This is a genomic window from Photorhabdus kayaii (assembly GCF_025384895.1).
GTDB lineage: Bacteria > Pseudomonadota > Gammaproteobacteria > Enterobacterales > Enterobacteriaceae > Photorhabdus > Photorhabdus kayaii.
The window spans coordinates 1-25975 of sequence record NZ_JAJAFZ010000063.1; the positions used below are offsets into that span (position 1 = coordinate 1).

Consider the following 25975-nt stretch of genomic DNA (forward strand, 5'->3'; position numbering starts at 1 on the left):
TAATTTATAGAAAAATAATTACATCATACTTTTCTTAAATGAAAAAATATATCCAGAAAATAAATGAAGAATTAATATTTTCATTGAAGAAAATTTATAACGGATTTTGCTAATAATCCTACGTCTTAAAACATACTAAAAAAGTATTCTTACAAGTAAAAATAAACCTTGACTTATAATTTCAATTGTATATTTTTAGTGCATAATACTATTTTAAGCTAAATTCAAAACAACAGGTTACTCATTATGGATGCTTTAGATGAATTTTACGAAAGAAATCCTTCGGCCAGAGGATACTTGGATAACAGTAACAATGAAGAAAGAAAACTCCTAAAAATTCAAATGGATAAACAAAATGAATTGATGATGCTTATGAACAGAGTTGCCGATAAATATGTAAAATGGAGTCTGGCCAAAGACCATTTTATCGGTGAAGTCATGGCCTATTGCCAAGAAAACACATCAAAGATAAATACCGGGGAGATCTCAATCTCTGAAGCAATAGCTTTATTAGACGAAGAAATCCGATCATTAGAAGAGCAAGATGCAATGCTTTCTCAAAAGAGTGTAAGGCAAGCCATTGTTGTAAAGAAAAAGGTAAACAGTGAAAATACTAAAAGCAGGAATAATGAAACAGTTAATTTGATTGTCTCATGGATTGGATTTGTATCTGGCAGCATACAACTCATAGGTGGATTTCTTGCTATTGATACCGGTGTTGGAGCAGCACTTGGAGCACCATTGATGGCTCATGGCTTCAATAATATTGTTGAAAGTGGTTATTATATCCTTTATCGCGAAAGCTATACTGGGCCAGTTAAATTCGTCTATGAAGGGGTTGGAGAAAAAGCTTTTGGAATGGATAAACGCGATGCTGATGTGGTATATACATCGGTTGATGTTGGTATGTCTATTAATGGTTTTTTTGGTTATAAGCTTTAATCAGACAATCAAAGATTATATCGGTATATAAATGCTGATCTGCTTATTGGCTTGAAACGACGAGGTATAGAAACGATGAATTACAAAGAGATAGCTTTAGAGATTTTCGGTGACGCAAATACCGTTTTTGGGCAATATAGATCATATTGAAGGAAGATATAGAATGGTAGACTATTTATATATTATTTTTTCTTTACTTGGACTCTATCCACTATATTGTACTTTTAAGAAACTTTTAATTCCCTATGATGTTTACATTAACCTTTTAGCTGTATTACTTATGATGGCATCTAACATTTTTCATCTAAATGTTGCCTATACTGGTCGAATTCCATTTCTTAGTGTATCCACATCAGATAATGATTTTATGCTATACACTTCTTTTATACTATCTTTCTTGTGTACCATTACATTTATGATCGCATGCGGCAAACATTATAGGAAAAACAAATGGTAATTTTGCAAATAGAATAAACTCACCCTAGATTAATGATTTATTCATCAGATATATTAAGGATGTAAATAATAATTCATTTTTATGCTTTATTTGATAATGGTGATTTAAACACTATATATGGTCAGGCGAGGAGTTATTGATGAATTTGGATTATGTTTCATTGTCCTTAATTCTTCTATTCCCTGTTTATTTCTGCATAAAAAGACTATTGATGTCATCTAATTTTTATCCCCATTTTTACGCAATAATATTACCATTGGCCTTTTCAGCATTTCATCTTTATGTTTTTAATTTCGATTCAATACCTTTTTTTAATGTGGATATCACTGACAATGACTTTTTACATTATTACTCTTTAGCTTTAGGTTATTTAATCTGCGTTCCTTATATAATAGCGAGACGAGTTGTTATCAAATAAATATGAAAGATAGATTCTAATAATATATGGACAATACAAGTCATATTAGGGGGTAAAAAATGGGTTACATATATATTATTTTTTCTTTATTTTCACTTTATCCTCTATACTTTGCTTTTAAGAAATTTTTAATTCCCTATGATGTTTATACCCTATGGATTTCAAGATGCATCGCGACGGCAAGGGAGTGAATCCCCGGGAGCATAGCAAACGATGTGACCGGGGTGAGCGAGTGCAGCCAACAAAGAGGCAACTTGAAAGATGACGGGTATATACCCTATTCATTGTGATTTTCCCTTACGTGATTCTGTTCTTACGTTGTTAACACAGAAAAGCCTTTCCACAAGATAATGTATTGCAGAGTCAATTAATAATAATTGGTATTAAGAGCATGGGCTTTAATTCGAATATATGTCATTTCGATAAGTGGGCGCAAGCTAAAGCTAATAAAAATTGCGGTCAATTAATCAATATTATCCTAAAAATGTTAATTGGGCGTTGCTAATTTATTGTTATTAATCGGGGCATGGCATTCAGTTTCTGAATATATTGAATTGATGTCTGACATGTCCATTTTTATTTTTCTTTAATAAAAAATCCGGCATAAACAATATATACCGGATTATCATATCAAGGTTAAATCATTAATATATCAATATTACACCGCCTCCCCTTCATCACTAATTGCCAGCGCCACATTTAATGCCTGAGCTAAAGCAATTTTATTCTCATCATCTTCCAATAAACTAAAGTGGTCACCCGGAATAGCAATGAGTTTAAGTGAAGTATCAACTATTATCTGCGCCCAACCTAGCGACGGATCAATATTTAAAAGCGCTGACTTTTCATCTGTTACAAAAGAAATAGACGGATAAGGTTCCAGCGCATAAAACTGATGCAACGTTACCGCTAATGCTGATGGCTCATAATCTCTGACTATTTGATCATAATGCTCTATCTGTTCCCAACGCTTTGCCATTAATTCAGCACTCAGATTGACGGGATATAACGCCAGCTCCTGCGCCGTGGCAATAAACTGCACTAAATTCAATTCATCGATTCGCTGGTACAATACCGCAATCTCTTTAGAATGTTCTTCCCCTAATTGCCTGACCAATTCAGCAAAAAATTGATGTTTGGGTTGCGCTATCTGCTGACCAAAGCTCTGCCCACCGAAACAATGAGGAGCAAGCGTGTCAATCAGCCCCAGGAAATTAACCCGTTCGCCAGCACTCAAAAGCTGTTGAGCAATGGCGTAAGCCAATATGCCACCAGAAGAGTAACCCCCTATCCGATATGGGCCTGCCGGTTGAACCGCTTTCATCAAGGTGATCATTCTGGCAGCCTGCTCTTCCATCGTTAACATCGGTTCTTCGCTGATGGACGGCCAAGGCAGCGCATAAATCGGGTAGTCCGACGAAATATGCCGAGCCAGCCCGAAAGCATAGGAATAGTCACCCATGCCACTGGGAACAAAGAACAGCGGCAACCCTGTTCCATCAGGTCGTACCGATATGGCGCTGTTTTGCGGTTGAGACAGTAAATCCGAGGTGATTTTTGCGGCCAGTTCAGCCAGCACCGGGAATTGGAACAAAGTATTCAATGTGCAAACCATCCCTCGACCAGCGGCAATATTCGTCATTCGCATAGCGAGCAGTGAATGGCCGCCTAATACGAAGAAGTTGTCATGTCGACTGACCTGCTCAACACCCAATAACTCACACCAAATCGCCGCCAATGTAGTTTCTGTCTCGCCTTGCGGCGCTTCATAGACCTGACGAGAAAAATTTTCCTCTCTCGGCGCAACTAATGCTCGGCGATCTAGCTTACCGTTCGGGGTTTGCGGGAAGGCATCCAGACACACAAAAGCTGACGGCACCATATAATCCGGCAAAATGGCACTCAGATGCGCACGCAAACTGGCTGTCAGACCTTCATTCGCTTCCGCTACCACATAGGCGACCAAATGCTTGTCCCGGCCATCCTCCCACACCAACACCGCCGCTTCTTGCACCGCCGGGTGTTCCAACAATCGGATTTCAATCTCCCCCAGTTCAATCCGGAAGCCTCGAATTTTAACCTGCTCGTCGTTACGACCCAGGAATTCCAGATTGCCATCTGGCAAGTAACGGGCCAAATCCCCGGTGCGATACATCCGCGCACCGGATACCGGACTAAAGAGATCAGCTATAAAACGTTCTGCGCTCAATTCCGGCTGGTTAAGATAGCCCCGTGCAACCCCGACGCCACCAATATACATTTCGCCAACGCAGCCTAATGGGACAGGTTGACCGTCTCTGTCCAGTAGGTAGACGCAGGTATTTTTAAGCGGCTGACCGATAGAACTATCATCAGCCGGGGATAATATCTCCTGACAGGTCGCCGTCACGGTATTTTCCGTCGGACCATAGGCGTTCAACAGTCGAGGTCGGTGGGTTTCCCGCGCAAACCAATCTTGAATAGCGCTCTTTTTAACCGCTTCACCCCCAATAATGATGAACCTGAGGCAATCCGGCAGCGGTAGTGTATTGTCTCTGGCAATCAGTTCAGACCAAAATAACGCCGGCAGAGACATCACTGTGATACGGTTCTGCCAAGCTAAGGCAATAAATTCCTGCATAGAAGTCAGCCAGCGATCATCACGCATGACCAATGTGGCACCATTACACAATGACAAGCAGCACTCTTCTACTGAAACATCAAACGCAAAAGAGGCAAATTGTAACAGCCGGTCTTGCGCGGTGACCACATAGGTCTCATTAAAACCCAGATGACGTTGATACAGCGCCTGATGTTCTATCATCACCCCTTTCGGCTGCCCGGTTGAACCGGAAGTGTAAATCACATAGGCCAGATGCTGTGGTGTCAATGCAGCCACCAAAGGATTGCTGTCCGGTTGATCTGGCAGGGTATTCAGCGTAAGTACGGTCAATCCGGTCAGCGCTTCTTCGCCAAGCGCCGCCCGGCCAGCTTCATCAACCAACACCACTGACGGAGCCGTATCATCCAGAATATACGCCAGACGTTCTCCCGGATAAGTCGGATCCAGCGGCACATAAGCGCCACCGGCTTTTAGCACCGCCAACAAAGCTACCACTATCGCCGGTGAGCGTGCCATGCAAATCGCCACCCGCTGATCCGGTATGACGCCCAATGCGATCAATTGATGGGCAAAGCGGTTGGCGCGAGCATTTAATTCGGCATAACTGAGAGTCTGCTCTTCATAGACTAATGCGGTCGCTTCCGGGGTTTTCTTTACCTGCTGCTCAAACAGTTGGTGAATACATAATGGATCAGGATATGGGGTCTCAGTAGCATTAAAGGTTTCCAGTAGCAGTGTCCGTTCCGGTTCAGGCAGGACGTTCAGCATACGTACCGGCGTCTCCGGGGCCTGTTCAAGCGCTTCCACCAGACTTTCCAGCGCCTGCTGCATATAACCGCATAGTCTCTCTGGCTCAAACGGCTGCACCACCAGAGCGGTCAGCCCCAACGTGGAACCCCCATCCTCTATCGACAGCCCAAATGGGTAGTTCGTTCGTTCCTGTCCATCCAGAAATTCAATACCACTGATGACGTCATCCGACGTGGCCGATAAAGCATTGTGTCGATAGTTGAACAGAGCGCTAAAGAGTGGCGTACCGCTGGCAATACCACTGCACCGCTGGGCCAGCGCCAGTGAGGCATGCTCATGCTCCAGCAACCCGGCCAGTCGCAGATGTACCGCACGCACGCTATCCTCTACCGGGGTCTCATCAATATCCAGTCGCAACGGCAAGGTATTCATAAACAACCCCATACCATTGTCCGCCCCTTCTCCCGCTTCCATGCGCCCAAATAGGACGGTGCCAAACACCACTTTCTCCTGACCACTGGTATGCGACAACACTTGTGCCCAAGCCAGATGACACAACGCCGCCAAACTGACACCCAAATGCCGAGCCTGACTACGCAGCCGATCATTCAGCTCAGGTGCCAACATCCGGTGAAACTCCCTCATTTGAGAGCCGTCACGATGCACCTCCGTCAGTCCGAATGGGAATGTTGGCTCATCCACCGTCGCCAACATGTCGGTAAAGAAACGGGTATGTGCTGCCTGATCCCCCTTCAACCGGGTCTGAGCCACCAGATTGCGGAAAGGCACCGGTGCCGGCAGGCTATCCCCCTGCCCGGTAAAATAGGCCTGCACTTCACGGTGCATCACTTCCAGCGTTTCATGGTCACCAATCAAGTGATGCTGCAATTCCAGTAAGAACCAGCGTCCATCGGTTTCCTGAGTGATGACAAAATGCAGTAGCGGTGCCTGACTTAAATTAAGACGATAATGCCCCGGATCAAAACGCCGGGTTAACTGGTCAATGACTGGACCGTCCGCCGGGTCTAGCGTCAATTCCGTCACAGGCAACCGCGCCTGACGCCAGACCACCTGCGCCGGAACGGATAATCCTTCCCAGATAAAAGCCGTACGTAGGATGTCATGGCGATCAATCGCCTGTTGCACCGCCGCCAGATAACGGTCCAATAAAGAGCGATTCTCAAAGATCACCGGATAGAGCAACAGATACGGATCGCCTTCTTGTTCCAACAGGTGATGGAACAGGATACCGTCCTGCAACGGAGACAGGGCATAGATATCCTGAATATTAGCAACTCCACCCGGCACCTGCCCGACAATGCGATCAATATCAGTCTGAGTCAGATCAATCAGCGGCAACATTTCCGGCGTCAGCGCCGTAGTGGCTGACGTGATGACGTTAGGCGGCACCACTACAACCTGATGCTGTCCCACTGTTTGAGCCAAGTCTGACAGCACCGGAAATTGGAACAGATCTCGCGCCGCCAGTGTTAACCCCAAGCGACGCAAGCGTTCAATCATGCGTACCGCGAGCAGTGAATGGCCGCCCAACACAAAGAAGCTGTCATGCCGGCTAATCTGCTCAATACCCAATAACTCACTCCAGATGGCCGCTAAAGCTATCTCAGCTTCCCCTTGCGGCGCTTCATAGACTTGACGGGCAAAATCCTCCTCCCGCGGTGCCGGTAATGCCCGGCGATCTAGCTTGCCGTTCGGGGTCTGCGGGAAGGTATCCAGACGTACAAAGGCAACCGGTACCATATAGTCAGGTAAAATCGTACTCAAGTATTCACGTAAATCAGCAGCTAATCTCTCATGCGCTTGCGTTGCCACATAGGCGACCAGCCGTTTGTGCTGCCCGTCATCCAGTGCCAACACCGCCGCCTCTTGTACCGCTGGGTGTTCCATCAACCGAGTTTCAATCTCCCCCAGTTCAATTCGAAAGCCTCGAATTTTTACCTGTTCGTCGTTACGGCCCAGGAATTCCAGCTCACCACCCGGCAAGTAGCGGGCCAAATCGCCAGTGCGATACATGCGCGCACCGGATATCGGACTAAAGGGATCGGCTATAAAACGTTCCGCACTCAATTCCGGCTGGTTAAGATAGCTCCGTGCCACACCCACGCCGCCAATATACATTTCGCCAATGCAACCTAATGGAACGGGCTGACCGTATTTGTCCAGCAGGTAAATACAGGTATTTTTAACCGGCCGCCCGATAGAATGATCATCTGTCAGGAATAATATCTCCTTACAGGTCGCCGTCACGGTATTTTCCGTCGGGCCATAGGCATTCAGCAGTCGAGGGCGGTGGACTTCTCGCGTAAACCAATCCTGAACGGCGCTCTTTTTCACTGCCTCCCCCCCAATGATGATGAGTCTGAGGCAATCTGGTAACGGTAATCCATTATCTCTGGCAACCAATTCGGACCAAAATAACGCCGGCAGAGACATCACTGTGATACGGTTTTGCCCGGCTAAGGCAATAAATTCCTGCATCGAAGTCAGCCAACGCTCATCACGCATCACTAACGTGGCGCCATTACACAATGACAAGCAGCATTCCTCGACCGAAACATCGAACGCAAAAGAGGCAAATTGTAATAACCGGTCTTGCGCAGTGACGGCATAGGTCTCATTAAAACCCAGATGACGTTGATATAGTGCCTGATGTTCTATCATCACCCCTTTCGGCTGCCCGGTTGAACCGGAGGTATAGATGACATAAACCAGATGTTGTGGCGTCAGCTCGGCTACCTGTGGGTTACTGTCCGGCTGATCTGGCAAAATATGCGAGTCAAGTACCGTCAGCCCGGCCAGTGCCAGTTCGCCAAGCGCCGCCCGGCCAGCTTCATCAACCAATACCACTGACGGGGCGGTATCATTCAGGATATACGTCAGACGTTCTCCCGGATAAGTCGGGTCCAGCGGCACATAAGCCCCACCCGCTTTCAGCACCGCCAATAAAGCCACCACTACCGCCGGTGAACGTGCCATGCAAATCGCCACCCGCTGATCCGGTATAACGCCCAATGCAATTAGTTGGTGAGCAAAGCGGTTGGCGCGAGCATTTAATTCGGCATAACTGAGCGTTTGCCCTTCATAGACTAACGCGGTCGCTTCCGGGGTTTTCTCTACCTGCTGTTCAAACAGTTGATGAATACATAATGGGTCAGGATAGGGGGTTTCAGTGGCATTCAAGGTTTCCAGCAACAGTGTCCGCTCCGTTTCAGGCAGGACGTTCAGCACACGTACCGGCGTCTCCGGGGTCTGTTCAAGCGCTTCTACCAAACTTTCCAGCGCCTGCTGCATATAACCGCATAGTCTCTCTGGTTCAAACGGCTGTACCACCTGAGCGGTCAGCCCCAACGCGGAACTCCCATCCTCCACCGACAGGCCAAATGGATAGTTAGTCCGTTCCTGTTCGCCCAGGAATTCAATCCCGGCCATCGTCTCATCCAACGCCGCCGGTTGCTCATTATGGCGATAGTTGAACAGGGCGCTAAAGAGTGGGGTTTCACCCTGTATCCCACTGCACCGCTGGGCCAGCGCCAGTGAAGCATGCTCATGCTCCAGCAATTCAGCCAATCGTAGATGCACCGCCCGTACGCTATCCTCTACCGGGGTCTCGTCAATATCCAGTCGCAACGGCAAGGTATTCATAAATAACCCCATGCCATTGTCTGCTCCTTCCCCCGCCGCCATACGGCCAAACAGGACGGTGCCAAACACCACTTTCTCTTGCCCGCTGGTATGCGACAACACTTGCGCCCAAGCCAGATGACACAACGCCGCCAGACTAACACCCAAACGCCGGGCCTGACTGCGCAGACGATCATTTAACGTAGCGGTCAGCATCCGGTGGGATTCTGTCATGCGAGATCCGTCACGATGCACCTCCGCCAGCCCAAATGGCAACGTCGGCTCATCCACCTCCGCCAACATGTCGGTAAAGAAACGGGTATGCGCTGCTTGACTCACCCCCAACCGAGACTGAGCCACCAGATTGCGGAAAGGGGCCGGCGTAGGCAGACTCTCTTCCTGCCCGGCAAAATACGCCCGCACTTCACGGTGCATTACTTCCATCGTTTCATGGTCGCCAATCAGGTGATGTTGTAATTCCAGTAAGAACCAACGGCCATCAGTTTCCTGAGCGATAACAAAATGCAATAACGGGGCCTGCCCCAGATCCAGACGATACTGACTCGGATCAAAACGCCGGGTTAACTGGTCAATGACTGGGCCGTCAGCCGGGTCTAGCGCCAGTTCGGTCACAGGCAACTGTGTCCGACGCCAAACCACTTGTGCCGGGGCTGACAATCCTTGCCAAAAAAAAGCCGTTCGCAAGATGTCATGACGATCAATCGCCTGTTGTACCGCCGCCAGATAACGCTCCAGCAGAGATCGGTTAGCAAAGACCACCGGATAGAGTAACAGATACGGGTCGCCTTCCTGTTCCAACAGGTGGTGGAACAGGATACCGTCCTGCAACGGCGACAACGCATAGATATCCTGAATATTGGTCATCCCGCCCGGTACCAGCTCAACGATGCGATCAATATCAGCCTGAGTCAGATCAATCAGTGGCAACATCTCCGGCGTCAGCGCCGTGGTGGTGGGAGTGATGACATTAGGCGGTATTATCACGGCCTGATGTTGTCCCAACGCTTGGGCCAGCGCTGACAGCACCGGCGACTGAAACAGATCACGCGCAGTTAATGTCAACCCCAAGTGACGCAGGCGTTCAATCATGCGTACAGCAAGCAGTGAATGGCCGCCCAACGCAAAGAAACTGTCATGCCGGCTTATCTGCTCAATGCCTAATAATTCACGCCAGATAGCCGCCAAGGCGATCTCAGCCTCCCCTTGCGGCGCTTCATAAATCTGACGAGCAAAATCTTCCTCTCCTGGCGCCGGTAATGCCCTGCGGTCCAGTTTGCCGCTTGGGGTCTGCGGGAAGGTATCCAGACACACAAAAGCGACCGGAACCATATAGTCAGGTAAAATCGCCCTCAAGTATTCACGTAAATCAGCAGCTAATCTCTCATGTACTTGTGCCGCCACATAGGCGACCAGCCGTTTGTGCTGCCCATCATCCAGTGCCAGCACCGCCGCCTCTTGTACCGCCGGGTGTTCCACCAAACGGGTTTCAATTTCCCCCAACTCAACCCGGAAGCCGCGGATTTTAACCTGCTCATCGTTACGACCCAGGAATTCCAGCTCACCATCCGGCAGAAAGCGGGCCAAATCCCCGGAGCGATACATTCGCGCATCGGATTCCGAACTAAAGGGGTCTGGCAAAAAACGTTCCGCGCTCAATGCAGGTCGGTTCAGATAACCCCGCGCCACCCCCACGCCACCAATGTACATTTCGCCAATGCCACCCAATGGAACCGGTTGCCCCTCTCTGTCCAACAGATAGATGCGGGAATTTTTAACCGGCCGACCGATAGAACGGGCATCTTCCGGGGATAATATCTCCTTATAGGTCACCGTCACGGTATTTTCCGTCGGGCCATAACCATTCAACAACCGGGGCCGGTAGCCTTCTTGCATAAACCAGTCCTGAACGGCGTTCTTTTTTACCGCCTCACCACCAATCATGACGAGCCGGAGGCAATCCGGCAGCGGTAACCCGGGATCTCTGGCCGCCAGTTCAGACCAGAATAAGGTTGGCAGAGAAACGATCGTAATACGATGTTGCCGGGTTAAAGCAATAAATTCCCGTACCGAAGCTAGCCAGCTATCATCCCGGATAACCAGTGTGGCCCCGTTACACAATACCGAGAAAAATTCCTCTACTGAAACATCAAACGCAAAAGCGGCAAATTGCAACACCCGATCTTGCTCAGTGACGGTATAAGTGTCATTAAAGCCCAGATAACGCTGATAAATCGCCTGATGTTCTATCATCACCCCTTTCGGCTGCCCGGTTGAACCGGAGGTGTAAATCACATAGGCCAGATGCTGTGGTGTCAATGCGGTCACTAAGGGATTGCTGTCCGGTTGGTCAGGTAGGATATTCGGGTCAAGCACGGTCAACCCGGCTAGCGCGACGTCACCCAATGCTGCCCTCCCGGTCGCATCAGCCAATACCACTGACGGGGCAGTATCATTTAGGATATACGCCAGACGTTCAGCCGGGTAGGTTGAATCCAGCGGCACATAGGCCCCACCCGCTTTCAACACCGCCAGCAGCGCCACCACCATCGCCGGGGAGCGTGCCACACAAATTGCTACCCGCTGGTCCGGTACGACACCCAATGCAATCAATTGGTGCGCCAGCCGGTTAGCGCCGGCATTTAATTCAACATAACTGAGGCGCTGCCCTTGATACTCTAACGCCGTGGCCTCTGGAGCTTGCTCTACCTGTTGCTCAAATAACTGATGAATACATAACGGATCAGGATAGGGGGTTTCAGTCGCGTTCCAAGTTTCCAGTAGTAATGTACGTTCAGCCTCTGGCAACAAATTAAGCTGCCCTATAGGCATTTCATCCCCCGTCCTTTTCGATGCTGCCAGCACCTGTAAGTGCTCGCTCATCCGCAAAACGACTTCCGTACTCAGGCGGTTTTCATCGTAGATCCAACGAAAACCCCCTTGTGCATTTATCTGGAGGGTCAACAATTCGCCGGACACTTTTTGATCCCGCGGCCTATCACCCTTTATCAACGAAACAGCGATTCGCCACGGCCGACTTGTTGCCAACGCCGGGATAGCATGCAATGAAGGAGAGCAAGAGAAGAGATCACAACTAAATGTGCCGTGCTGCGCCAACCGAGACAACTCATCATCAACCCAGCCAGCTACCTCACGCCAAGGCTTATCAAACGCTACCTCAATGGCCATAGGCACCACCGGTGCCAGATTTGCCGATTCATCTTTTACCTTATCCACGCTCCAACCGATTTGGAATACGGTCTGCTCAGTCAAACGCGCAAGGTAAATGACAAAAGTCTGCAACAACATTCGCAATGGCTCCTCTTCACCATTTTTTGGCAGAGGGGGCTGCCAAGCGCTCATTGCCCATATGGGTTCTGTTTGTTCTCCGGCGGTTTCGAAAGGTAACTGGAGGGGTTGCAAAGCAGCAAGACGCTCATACCAGAATAATTCACTGGATGTGAGTCTCTGAAGGATATTCTTTGTATTTCGAGTTTGTTGTGAAACGTCATTTGCATCGGTTATATTTTTTGACGTCTGAGTTTTAAACTCACTTCCCACTTTAGCAATATTATTTTTCATCTACTACTACCTCAACGAATCTGTTAGAAATTTGAGAACCGTCATTCCCGACAGTCATCACTAATGTTTCTCTCCTACTTCTTGCCTAAAAATAAAAATGGACACATCTGCTATTCATCCAAGAGACTCAGATATCGGATGCCACAGCCTGATTAATAACGGCCACTTAGCCAATCTTCAATACCAATTATCCTGACCACAGAATGAGATATTCCATTTTTATTCCTATTTTTCAGATAAGCTCAATTAATTCACTGTAATTTTTGTTGACTGATCATAAATTCCATAATTAAAAACTTAACCATTACCTACATTTATTATTCATAATTACCAAATAACCTTTAACTTTATCTGTTTTCAATTAATACCTAATTAAAATGATTTCAAAAACAAATTAAGTATTTTAAAAATAAAATAGACCAATTTACATTTAATTATCAAAACATTATAATCATCTGTGAAATAACCCTCCGCCCCAATAATAAAAATATATACTAATTACAAATACACTTATTCAAGAGGCATAAAATTATCTTGTGCATTCAATTATATCAAAATATAACGCCAAGCTAAAAATAATTCATAAAAAATTATTTTTCAACAATAAGACAATACCGCTAATGAATATACCACAAATAGATAAATACAAATTACATTTAACTTAATTACATATTGTTTTGTAATAATACACATTGCAATCTATATCCTATTCAATAATATTTACTATCGCATAAATTAGACACCCTCCAATTTAAATAATTTAATTTTAAGACACCCTATATCTAATTCAAATTTTAAATATAAAAAAATAACTTTTTCACTATATATATTTATAACTAAACACCTACATTAAATTATTTATTAAAATCACAACAAACCAATAACAACATTAATTTAAACTTTATGATTGATATTATTTTAAAAATAATATGGATATTAACACTTATGATCCAACATGATATAAGACATTATCCGCCAAGTAATTAATAGCAAAGTATCCTCCTCATATTTTTATATTTAAATTATTCAAGGTTAGCTATTTATGCCTTCTATAACTCACATCCTTAAATGTTAATGATAAAGCCGCTAAAATAGCTGGAATGGATAAAATGGCAAAAATAGTGCTATAACTTAATTCAAGCCTGATCAATTCTGCGCCAAATAAAGTACCGAAAATCCCACCAAATCTTCCAAATCCTAACATCCAGGCAACCCCCGTGGCCCTACAATGAGTCGGATAAAATTGTGCAGAGATTGATCCCATCGACGCCTGAGCGCCATTCATCGTTATCCCGGCAAGAAATATAAGAATACTCAATAATAATACATTTTCTTCCTGACCAATAAAAAAGACCAGAATACCCGCTAGGGCATAATTAGTTGCAACTACTTTATGAGGATTAATTCGATCCATTAACCAACCGGAAAAAACCGTGCTGATTACACCTCCCAAAGGAAATAATGCTGTCAATGTTGCTGCCATGCTAATACTGAAACCAACATCGTTCATTAAAAACGGCATCCAACTTGTCAGAACATAAAAAACCAATGCTCCCATGCAATAGGTTATCCATAACATTGCCGTCCCAATTAAGAATCGATTAGATAAAACCGTTTTAATTGACGACTTATGTATAATTTCTTCTCCATCAAAGGTAAACTTATTTATATCATTTAAAGTATTACCGGTCATTTTAGACAAAATTCGTCTTATATTACCTTCTGCCCCCCCTTTCGAAACCAAATACCTAAGTGATTCAGGTAATAGAGAAAAGAGAAATAGCGATAGAAATAACGGCAGAATACCCCCTAAAATCAAAACCCCTTGCCAACCAAAATGTGGAATAATCCATGCAGAAATTATCCCACCCACCGCTGCACCAAGAGGAAAACCACAAAAAACAATATTTATTAACAAAGATCGCCGATTCTCTGGGGCATATTCAGATATTAAGGTTATTGCATTTGACATTGCCGCACCAAGACCTAACCCAGTCAAAAAACGCAAAATAGTTAATGTCTGTATTGAATCTGCAACAGCGGTAGCAAGACTAAGCAGGCCAAAAGCAGTGACGGATATTGTCAGCACTGACTTTCGACCAAACCGATCTGCAAGTGGGCCAGCAAAAATCGAACCCAACGATAACCCAAAAAGAGCGGCGCTCATAGCCGGCCCAAGAATAGCACCTTCTACTTTAAAATCATTGACCACTGCGGGTGCAATATACCCCATTAATACCGTGTCAAAACCATCAATAACAACAATTAAGAAACATAAAATTAATACTTGCCATTGAACTTTCGAGAATTTTTGATTATTAATAATATGTTGGATACTGACTGTTTCAGTGCTATTCATCTTAAATCACCAATGTCATAAAATTCACTCCTCTTAACTATAAAGATAAATTATCAGTTTAATAATAGATGTAAAGAAAATTTATTTTCGATGTTTTCTACGTTAACTTTATTAATATCCATATTATCATCATGAAAAACATATTTGACGTTATTATTTTCACTTTAGAACATTGCCCTGAAATATTTCCATTGACTAATAATCATCTCTTTAATTTAAAATCTCTGTTCTCTGAATTCACAGATAAAAATCTGCATTAATAATAATGAAAGACATGTGATTCTAAAAACCTATCCCACTCTTGAGATCTCAGGAATTCCTAATCAATTGTCTCAATTGCCCTTTTATGATTTTTCCACTTGCGTTTCTGGGTAAAGTTAAAAAAGTATAACCTTTAGGGCGCTTATAGCGCGCCATTACCGTACAAATATAATTGTCCAATTCATACTCTGTAACTGATGAAGTTTCTTCGAGCTCTATAAATGCATACGGTACTTCACCCCAATGTGAATCTGGCTTTGCTACAACGGCGGCAGCTAAAACACCGGGATAGTTTGACAGTATATTTTCCAATTCCAGACTAGAAATATTCTCACCACCAGAAATAATAATATCTCTCTTTCTATCTACAATTCTGACATAGCCATCATTTTCAACGACAGCCAGATCCCCTGTGAAAAGCCATTGACTTGCTGCATCAAGAGTCACATGCCGATCTGGATCATAAGATGCAACCATATTTCCACGAATTACGAGCTCACCAACAGTCTTTCCATCAAAAGGCACCTGTAACCCCGTATTTTCCTCAATAACACAAACTTGACCTTGTAAATTTGAGACAATGCCTTGACGCATCCTCTTGGATATTCTTACGGATTTAGAGAGCTTCTCCCAATCGCTCTTCTCTTCACACACAACGACCGGGCCATATGTCTCAGTCATACCATAGACTTGCGTTACTGCTATTCCAATGGAATCTAATAGAGAAAACATCATCTCTGTAGGCGGCGCACCTGCGACTAATCCATGAATTTTCTCCTTAAAATGCAGCCCTTGTTTCCGCGCAATAGTACCTAATGCGCAATGGACAATAGGCGCTCCACAATAGTGTGTTACCTTATGCTTCTGCATTAGCAATATCGCTTCTTCTGCGTCAAACTTGCGCATACAGATGTGTGTACCTCCCCGAGCAGTGATAGCCCACGGAAAACACCACCCATTACAGTGAAACATTGGTAACGTCCATAAGAACGTCGGTCGTTTTGGTATATCCCAATCCAGAACATTAGAAATAGAATTAAGAAACACGCCACGGTGAGAATAGACAATAAGTTTAGGTTGTCCACTTGTTCCTGAAGTTACATTTATGCTGATCGCCTCTTGTTCATCTCGTAGAGAAAAAGACAACTCTCCCGATTTATGCGTAGTTATCAGCGATTCATATTGAATAAATTCCCGGTCAGAAATTGATTCTGAAATGACTGCGCCATCCACATCAATAACGATGATCTTTACTTGTTTGTCTAGAGAAACATCATCCAACAGTGAAATAAAGGTTCTATCAATAAACAATACCTTAGGATTAAGTTTTTTAAATATAAAATTTAAAGTATTTGAGTCCGTTCGGGTACTGAGCGCATTCAAGATACCGCCTGCCATTGGAACCGCAAAATGTAATTCAAGAAGCTCGTGTATATTGGGTAGAAGCGCGGACACAACTGTTTCTTTACAAACGCCCATTTTTTTCAAAGCTATTGCAAGCCTTTCACACCGAGATGCATATTGGCTCCAAGTCCAATGACATTCTCCATCTATGACAGCAATATCATCTCCATTACTCAGTATTGCTCGTCTTAGAAATGAAATAGGCGAAAGCGCGACACCATCATATTCACTTAAGAAAAAATTAGAATCAGTCATATTTCTCACTCCCTTTTTTATATATGCTAAAAGCGATTGATATCATGATAAGAAGCAATATAGCGTCGATAATAATTGGTGCATCAACTCCACCAAATTGCTGAGCATATGGTGTTACAGCTTGGCCGACTGCTTGAGCTAAGAAAGTACTTGTTCCTAAGAATCCATAAATTGCAGGTATTTGTTCAACAGGATAAGTCTTCGATATAAACTGATGAAAGGCAGTGAAATAAATGGTACTGCCAAGACCACCCAATAGTAACATTACCCAAAAGCCTAAGTGAGCTGATATCAAAAGAGCACCGCTCGGTTGCAAAAACAAAAGTATAAGAGAGATGACGAATCGTGCCTTTAAAGCTATTTTTCGTAACAGCTTACGCAGTGGTAAAACAAAAAAACCTCCCGCAGCCGCAACAGCAAACGAATAGCCAACCTCTATTGGATTGAATCCACTAGCGTATACAGCAAAGATAGGCCATGAGGCTAACCATAAACCAAGACACATAAATTCCAGATGGTGAACCAGAAGTAACCTCCAATTACGACTAAGGAGTTGAGCTAACGTTATCCGAATATGTTCACGACTATGATTGTCAGTAGATGTAATAGCAGTTTTTTGGGGCAATATTATCAGACACAAGGAATACAGAATTGCTGAGAATAAGAAAACACTATAAAGGTCAAACTTCGCAACGATAATCCCACCTGCCATTGGACCCGCTAAACGCCCAGCATTTTGGGAAATAACATAGCTATCATTCACCGACTCAAAATTCGGAGATTGGGAAAATCTATTAAGCTGCGTTCGCCAAGAGATAATGAATCCTGAAAAAAAAGCCCCTTCCAGCAGTCTGGAACACAATAGTAAACTAACAGGGTTGCTAAAAAGGAATAAACAGATGCTACAAGACATAAGTCCAATTAATGCACCGGTATATATCTGTAAACAATTTTTAAGTGAGATAAATTGCCCCATAATAGGCTGGAATACCATTCTTCCAATAGCAGTTCCCGATAGGAAGACGGCTGCTTGTGTTGTGGAAAAATCCGTTGTTTCTACAAACAAAGGTATATAACCCACGGCCGCAGTAGCTGCGGCCCAAAAAAGGAAACCTCGAACAAATGTAGTAAAAGGTAGCAGATCTAATTTTCCGTTCATAACTCGGCCTCTACTCTACTTGAACTATTGAGGAACTGTGTTTGTCTTAGAGACCTGTTCATAAACCGCAGCAAGCAATGCAACTGAATTTTCGTGAGTTGATAACTCTGAGTTCGCATCTCCACCACTTAAAAAATCGCGAAGCTGCTCTTTTCTTGCGTGGACATTCAAGCCCGCGCATAGAGGGAGGCTTGGGTTTAACTGTGATAGATCTTTGCGGTTGATTCGTAACACAGTTTGTTCTCCCCTCCGGGTAAACATTGGATGGGTAGCAATAGTTATATTAAAATCTTCCGGTATCGTGTCACCTTCTGTCAGTTTCCGAAAAGAATTCGATACGATGCTAATTGAGCAGAAATGCCCTAGATGAATATTTACGATTTCCTGTCGTATTCGTCCATCGCTTGGAATACTATTCGGCATTATCCTGCCAGTTAAGGTTGTTTCTATCAGATCCATGCTGAAAAACATTCGATGTTGAATACCTTTGGAATAATTTCCTATTACTGAGAAGTCTAACTCACCATAGTCCGACAATTGATGTGCAATTTGATCTTGATTTTTATCCTCTTCCTTAAGGGCATGTGAATAAGTCGTAAATGGTAGAGCTTCCGCTAGCGCATTTGGGCGGACTACCATTGTTTTGACATGTGGTTTCAGGAGGTCTATATCCTGTATTTTTTTATTGTAGAGTGCAAAGCGAGCAACCAGATCTAAATAATGATACCCAGAATAAAATAATACTCCATAACCGTATTTAAGTGGATGGTTTTCCAAATTGAGCATTTCCGATGGAATTACCCACCACCCGCCACCAAAATGAACATGCATTGATGTGATAGGTATTTGGAATGAGCTCATGAATTCAGTTAGAAACTTTTCCACATATCTATATCCAAATTGCATTCGACGTTCACAACTAATTACAAATCTACTGTTGGTTTTTCTCGAAGCAGTCAATAGTTCTGCAAAATCTACCATTAAATTTTCCGCGTTTGACGAATAAGGGGCGGTTATTGGTTTATCCATGAACACGTTCAGTCCATTTTCGGCTGCCCATAGAGCATATACTTTATGAGCTTTTGGTTCAGTGCTTACTATAACAGCATCAGCCTGATAGACTTCTGGAATTGCAGAAAGTAACCTGTAAATTTCGTCTGAATCTGGATAATTTCTGTATTTTTCATCAAGAAATAAGTATGCTCTGGGCTTTAATCCCTTCTCATTTAATGCACAGCGAATTTTCATTTCTCGGCATTTCAAGTCAACTATAAGCATAACCTCAATGGTATCGCGGTACTCCAATAGAACATCTAAATATCTATTTAAAAAGTGAGGACCACATCCAAATACAATTAGTTTCCGTACTGGTTTATGCTTTGTTTTCATAAATATAGCTCCTGTGGTCGCAGAATTGGCGCTTTACTGTCAATACTGTCATAGTAATGAGCCAACCAACCAGCAGCACGACTAAAGCAAAGGAGAGCAGTATTCATGTGCGACTTGAAACCAGCTCTACGAAGTAGCAACCCATTAAATAGATCCGGATTTGGGTATAATCCCCGTTGCGAAAAATACGGCCTTTTCGATACTTCCGATGCAAGTTCCTGTGAAATATTTACATAGGAAGAAATAACATCGAATTTTGCCTTCTGTTTGATAAGAATATCGCTCATGTAAGAAGCTCGTGGGTCTGGTTGTTTGTAAATTCGATGACCAAATCCCATAAGACGTTGCTTTCTTTCTACTAGTTCATCAATAAAAGTACTAATATTTTTAGAATTATCGTGTATATCATCGATCATTAAACCAACTGCCCCACTCGCTCCGCCATGAAGAGGACCGCTGAATGCGCAAATACCCGCAGCTACAGCATTAAATGGATCTGCACCGGAACTCGCTACAGCTCTAACGGTTGCAGTTGAGCAGTTCAGCCCATGTTCTGCATGAAGAATTAAAAACTTGTTTAACATTTCTTCTGCTACATCGTCACACTGTTGGCCAAAACATGTTGCTAAAAAGCTTGCAAAGAATCGATGCTTAGTACCGAAAAAAGTTTTAAATACAGGTTCGGATATAGCATATTTCTGAGCATATATAGCAATTGCGGCAGCTATTGCTGCCAAAATAGATGCAGTAATTATCAAACGTTCGTCCTTTGTTTTTACAGAACAGTCAGAAAGCCATTTACCCTGCGAAGATAAAACTGCAATTGTGAGGAAATCAGTGGGAGTAGTATCGAATATTACTGGTGTTAACTTTTCAATATGCTTGAGTGCTGATAGGTAATTGTTATGGAGCATATCTAAAAACTCTTCACTTCCTTCTGATCCTTCTGAATTTAGTTTTCCTGTAATCAGAAGATACACAACATCACTAAAAGAATAGTTATTTGCTAGGTCTCGGACATTATGGCCTCGGTACTCAAGCTTCAACTCTTTTTCATCGATTCGACCTATATTACTTCTACAGATGGCTGTTTGCATTAAACCTTCATCGAGTATCTTCATCTTTATTTTTCGATTTGGCTTGAGAATAGTTTGGTCTGACAATTGTTGTACTTCAAAAAATTCGTTAATTGATCTTGCCAAAATTTTCGATGTCATGCTCTATTCCTCTTCATAATATATGTTCATTAAACTGACACATTGATTTAAATAGGATTACAATAATCAAATTATTACACTAGCTAATGACGATGTTTGGATACGAATCAATATCTTACTCATCGTAATATGTTTAGCTAAAAGAACTAGCATCATTCCGTCTATAAAATTGACTTCTCGACCTGTACCATATGTAATTTCTCTGCCACTATTTCACATGCGTCAAGTAATGAATAGAATAAATTTTCTAATTCCGCTCGACTTCCAATAAGCAATTTTTTCTTCAGCGTATTCTCACTTTCTTTTAGGTTTTGCGTATATTTAATAATGTCGGTGAGAATTTCGTTGTCTCTGTAATATTCCAAAACCTGAGTTTTCTTTGTTGGATAGAAACCACTTTTTAGGATTTGCAAAGGGCGTAAGCAACCGTGATCGGTAAGTTTCATCATCAGCCCAAGCATATAATGTGCTCGATGTCCATATGTACCAGAAATCAGATAAGAACGAGCTATTTGCCTTATAGTAAATAAATTATTAATAATGCCATATATATCGCCTTTCAATGACGGTTTCATTTCTAAAGCAAGATCCCCATAGACACGCTTAGTTCCATTAATGAGCGCATATGCTCTGAAACTAGGATACTGGTGAACATTCGATTCACTATATACAGAGATGGATAAATCCTTAAACCTAGATTGTGTTGAGCGAATTGCTTCAAGGATAACTGTATCGACCTTATCCACGATAACAATAGAGTCTATATCTGAACCACTTCTCATATCACCTCGGGCAGCACTACCGTGGAGATAAAAGGCTAATAATCTATCTCCAATAAACTGCCTTAAAAGAATAATCACTTGATCAATAATCGGTTGTAATGAAAGAAGATCGTCTACTTTACCCTGTGCTGAAACAATACGTGTCTCCGGGTAAAAGTGCTGCAACAACGTCGAATAGTACTCCGCGATTCCACTTAACCGTGCCGCTGCATCACGAAAAATATTAATATTGGATAAAAGTTCTTTTTCAAACTTTTGCCAAGATGTATTGCAAGTGACCAGCCAATTAAGATCTTCTGTTGGTATTTTCAAAACATATGCACTATTTTTGTGAATACAAGATAGTTCCTCCGATTCGAGCAAACGATATAGCCCCAATTCGGCGTAACGCATTGCCCAACCAAGCTGGCGTACTCCCCAAACGTGAGTCTTTGGCGTCAAGTTTCTGAGGTAGTAAAGACGTGCAATATGAGCAACGCTAAAAACTGCTTGTCTATATATATCAAGATTTCCTTTGATATTAGGGAGTACCACATCACTTATTTTTTCCGACCGTAAGAGCCAAGGATTCTTAGTAAATTGCCACATACAATGAGGCGGATAATATGACAACTCATTAATCGTAAGATAATTTAGGGTAAACTCAAAAAACTCCGCCTGAAGGTATCTTAGCGATGTAATGCAACCTGTGACGAAATTATCAGGTAAAATCACGTAGAAATGCCTCACACACCGAGAAGAATAATCGGGTTGACGGAGATATGAATCAGTTTCCACAATACCAAGGAGATTCTCTCCAAAAACTTCTAATGCGGACTGAATAAAATAGTCAGTTCTTGCGTCCATATAAATTTACTCTATAAGTATATCAAATCCATAAATCATGCATCGAATCAAGCTACATGCTTTAATAGGTTATAGTCGTAAGCAACAGGGATCTCAATTAAAAACGGTTCATTAAGAAGATATGCCTGTTCCAAGACTTTCGGAAGTTCTTCTGGATTCTTGAGTAAAACAGATTTCATTCCGTTAGCATTCGCCAATAAATGAAATTGAACCGGCCCTAGCTCTGTCATGCCTTTTACCGGTTCTTCACTATGTAAGCCTTGATAATACTTTATTAAACCGAAACAAGAATCTGACAGTACTATGATGATAACTGGCAATTTGTATCTAACAGCTGTTTCCAAGTCTTGACTTGTAGAATGAAAACCGCCATCGCCACAAATGGCTACAACTTTTTCTGAGGGATTACAAAGCTTCGCGGCTAACGCTGCGGGAAGGCCGAAACCAAAACTTCCACACACGTTGGAACAGATGAATCTATTAGGCATATGAGTAGGGGCTAATAAACCAGCGTACTGTTTGTGCAAACCGACATCACTGCATAGAATACCACTATCCCCCAAATAGTTGCTGATTACCTTCATAATCCTAGGAATATCAGTCGTTCCAGGCTTAACACTAATTGCTTTTCGCTCATCGAAGATCTCTTTAAGCTCTTTATGTTTTTCAGAGAAACCTTGGTTCCTCACAGTACAAACATTCCTGAGATAACGCAATGACTGCTCAATATTGCCTAAACAATTCACTTTTGGCTGAAAAACTTCTTCCATCGGAATATCGAAACTATTTATTACAATAGTATCCTTATTACAGCCCCACAAAGATGGTTTTAGATCTTCCCCAAAGTCGTAACCGATTAAAATAAGAAGATCAACATCGTCGAAAAGGTCTGATACTATTGGCCGACGATATACTCCATCAAGATATTTATTAGCTGCGGTTAAAAATAAACGATGTTTTTCAGATATTGCACCTTTTGCAGCCAAAGAACATATTATTGGAACATTGAGCTGCTCTGCAAAGAGTCTTACTTCATTTTGAGCTTGTTCCCGTAGTACCTGGTTACCAATGATGATCATTGGATAACGTGAATTATTTACCAAGCTAGCTACTTTTTCCAAATTAGCCACTACAGGTGCCGCAGGTTCCGTTCTTTTTGGTATTTGCAATCCTTCAAGAATATTAGCAGCTTCTTGAGCAGAGATTTCCTGCTTAAGGACATCTATAGGTATACTCATATAAACTGGGCCAGGTAATTTATCAATAGATACCTTTATTGCGGAAGGGATTTTTTGTCGAATGTCTTTAATACCTTCGATCTGGAAACTTACCTTTGTAATTGGCTTCATAAAACTTACATTATCAATACATTGATGAGTTAAGTTGTACTTAGCCTGTTCATTTGGTATTTGAGCTGATGCTACTATCATAGGAGAACGATCTAATATTCCTGAACATACTCCTGTCGCTATATTGGTAAGGCCGGGACCAAAAGTAGACCAGCACATTTGCGGTTTTCCTGTAAATCTTCCTAAAACATCAGCCATAATGCCAGCTGTAAATTCATGTCTTGTAAGGAAGAATTCGATACCAATTTGATTTGCAAATCTAATAGCCTCTGCTTCACCGCCTACAATACCGAAGCATTTGGTTACACCTTGGCGCGCAAGCGCACGCAGAAATAGTTCATCAAGTTTCATGTGGTCGTCCTTTGTGTTTAGAGTTTAATTTATAAAGCAACATTCATGAATGTTTATTAAAAATTCAGATATTTTTAATATGTACAGACTATGCCAATATTAATCTTCAGCTCTAAAAAGGCTTTTTGTGTGATCCAGCTCATACAAGGAACTTAACTACATAAATATCGTGATAACTGCTAAATCGATTTTTTTGAATTAGCTTATACAGGGTAGCTATTAAAAAGTAGTTTAATTATTTATATCAGTCAAGAAAACTAATTTGATTATCGTCACAATAGTAAATAGCAACAAGGCAAATTTTCAAAATAGTAGATAGTTTAAAAAAGAACCTAATCCGATTTTTACAACCTGATTAATAAGCAAGAATCTAGACTTAAGTCTTTGTTCCTACATGTCTATTCATTCTTAGTTGAATAAAACCAAACAATAGTACGGTTTCATGAGACAAGTAACCATTACCATCAATCCATGCAAAATTAATTAAAAAATTAAGGGAATACTTGGTGCACAAGTCGCCTATCAGCACAAGCGCACCCAGCAATACGGCAGATCAACTTATTGCAAGCTATAATCCCGGCGCTTTCCATAATGAAGTTGTCAAACCATGATCGACCAACGTTAATTGATCAGCATATATCGCCTGCCAATCCTGTTTAGCCTTTTGATATACTTCATAATGTTCAGGATTTGGCTGATATTCATGTTGCCAACGCACCAGTTTTTCCCCTGTCGTCCCCATTGCATCATAAAGCCCAACCCCCACTCCAGCAGCAATTGCACAGCCTAAAGCGGTCGATTCTTTAACCATCGGCACCCGAACCGGCAACCCTGCCACATCAGATAAAATCTGGCTCCATAATTTTCCTTTTGAACCACCACCAGCGAATACCAGTGAATCCGGTTTTACTGCCGAAAAGGCAGAAATCAGATCCAGATTACAGGCCGAGACAATCGCTGCATTCTCTTCCAACGCACGAAATAGGGTCGCTTTATTGCATTTCTCAGGATCAATGGAAAGGTTAATAAAGGAAGGTGCGGCATGATACCAAGCTTTAAACCGCATCACATCAGAGAAAATGGGTATAACACCATAAGCGCCCGCCGGGACTCTGGCCGCCATATCTTCCAATAAGCTATAAGTATCAACGCCAAGACGCTCCGCCAACAGCTTTTCTTCCGCGCAAAATGCATCCCTAAACCAACGCATCGTCAAGCCAGTAAAGAAACTAATGGACTCCGCCTGCACCATACCGGGAATAACATGAGGGTTTATCCGTGTATTCATATTTGGGTCAGTAACCGGCGCTGGTAAATTAACAACCTGCTGCCAGAAAGTACCACCGATAACGGCAGTCTGCGCTGGCTTAACAACACCTAAACCAAGACAACCAAGTTGGACATCACCACCGCCCATAATGACCGGTGTGCCAATATTCAGTCCACATTGAGCAGAAGCTTTCTCCGTGACGTAACCTAACAAGGTCCCAGTCTCTTTTACCGGCGAAAGAATATCGGAACGCAATCCTGCCATCTCAAGTAAATCGGGACGCCAATCACGGCTCACCAGATCCAGCATACCTGTCGTACCCGCATTGGAGGGATCAACAGCCAATTCACCACTGAGCATATTTGCCAGCCAGTCGCTGATCATGGTTAAAGCGGCTGCCTGACGATAGATAGCCGGGCGATGATGAGCCAACCATAACAGACGAGGCATTGCACCCAACGCTAATGTTTGCCCTGAACACCGATACACATCATATTCAAAAGTGCTGTCATACAACGCCTTCAATTCACTCACTTCTTGGCTGGAACGCGCATCCACATTAGCACAAGCCCAGATCGGCTCACCATTGCGGTTATAAAGCACGATACCTTCCCGCATAGAGCAAGAAGCCACCCCCTGAATAGCACTGGCGGGCAATTGCGCGGTTTTTAGCGCCTGGCGAATACATTGGCAAGCGAGCTGCCAGTTCGTCGCTAAATCAAACTCCATTGAACCCGGTACATCAGGTACAGGCTGATGTATCCATTCAGCCTGCCCCGCAGCTATTTGATTCCCTTCAAGATCAAATATCACTGCACGAACACTCCCTGTTCCTGCATCAAGCGCCATCAGATATTTTCCCGATGGATTAACACTACGGCGTTGATTCATGATGCTATCCTCAGTTCAATTACTTTTTGAA

General features: G+C 43.1%; 11 protein-coding genes. 2 read left to right on the top strand and 9 right to left on the bottom strand.

Annotated elements, in window-relative coordinates; translation table 11 throughout:
* Positions 1–246 precede the first annotated feature (246 nt).
* Positions 247–942 (top strand): DUF4225 domain-containing protein, encoded by a 696-nt coding sequence (locus tag LGZ98_RS18665; protein ID WP_113044172.1) that lies wholly within the window; start codon positions 247–249, stop codon positions 940–942.
* Between the two features lie 934 nt (positions 943–1876).
* On the top strand, positions 1877–2008 hold the full coding sequence (locus tag LGZ98_RS18670) for a hypothetical protein (RefSeq protein ID WP_262405191.1): 132 nt from the start codon (positions 1877–1879) through the stop codon (positions 2006–2008).
* 467 nt (positions 2009–2475) lie between these two features.
* On the opposite strand, the gene LGZ98_RS18675 is transcribed toward LGZ98_RS18670, so the two are convergent.
* The 9 genes from LGZ98_RS18675 to lsrK all read right to left on the bottom strand — a co-directional run bounded on the left by LGZ98_RS18675 (position 2476) and on the right by lsrK (position 25944).
* Positions 2476–12411, bottom strand: a complete 9936-nt coding sequence (locus LGZ98_RS18675) for a non-ribosomal peptide synthetase (RefSeq protein WP_262978386.1) — start codon at positions 12409–12411, stop codon at positions 2476–2478.
* A 1036-nt stretch (positions 12412–13447) separates the two neighbouring features.
* Positions 13448–14770, bottom strand: coding sequence for an MFS transporter (locus LGZ98_RS18680; RefSeq protein ID WP_113044222.1), 1323 nt, complete (start codon positions 14768–14770; stop codon positions 13448–13450).
* A 309-nt stretch (positions 14771–15079) separates the two neighbouring features.
* Positions 15080–16690 carry an AMP-binding protein gene (locus LGZ98_RS18685; RefSeq protein ID WP_011147347.1) on the bottom strand — a complete coding sequence of 537 codons (1611 nt, stop codon included), beginning with the start codon at positions 16688–16690 and terminating at the stop codon, positions 15080–15082.
* Positions 16683–17849 carry an MFS transporter gene (locus LGZ98_RS18690; RefSeq protein WP_228901754.1) on the bottom strand — a complete coding sequence of 389 codons (1167 nt, stop codon included), beginning with the start codon at positions 17847–17849 and terminating at the stop codon, positions 16683–16685. The genes LGZ98_RS18685 and LGZ98_RS18690 overlap by 8 nt, the downstream gene beginning before the upstream one ends.
* A 24-nt stretch (positions 17850–17873) precedes the next feature.
* Positions 17874–19238, bottom strand: coding sequence for a Gfo/Idh/MocA family oxidoreductase (locus LGZ98_RS18695; protein WP_228901756.1), 1365 nt, complete (start codon positions 19236–19238; stop codon positions 17874–17876).
* A complete protein-coding gene (locus LGZ98_RS18700) occupies positions 19235–20455 on the bottom strand; it encodes a citrate/2-methylcitrate synthase (RefSeq protein WP_113044225.1) in 1221 nt (406 codons plus the stop codon). Before LGZ98_RS18700 ends, LGZ98_RS18695 begins: the two co-directional genes overlap by 4 nt.
* A 161-nt stretch (positions 20456–20616) precedes the next feature.
* On the bottom strand, positions 20617–22083 hold the full coding sequence (locus LGZ98_RS18705) for a nucleotidyltransferase domain-containing protein (RefSeq protein WP_205068584.1): 1467 nt from the start codon (positions 22081–22083) through the stop codon (positions 20617–20619).
* Positions 22084–22130: 47 nt separating this feature from the next.
* Positions 22131–23783 (bottom strand): thiamine pyrophosphate-binding protein, encoded by a 1653-nt coding sequence (locus LGZ98_RS18710; RefSeq protein WP_262978387.1) that lies wholly within the window; start codon positions 23781–23783, stop codon positions 22131–22133.
* A 568-nt stretch (positions 23784–24351) separates the two neighbouring features.
* Entirely contained in the window at positions 24352–25944 is a 1593-nt protein-coding gene (lsrK, locus tag LGZ98_RS18715; RefSeq protein WP_113041786.1) for an autoinducer-2 kinase, read from the bottom strand.
* Positions 25945–25975: the final 31 nt, after the last annotated feature.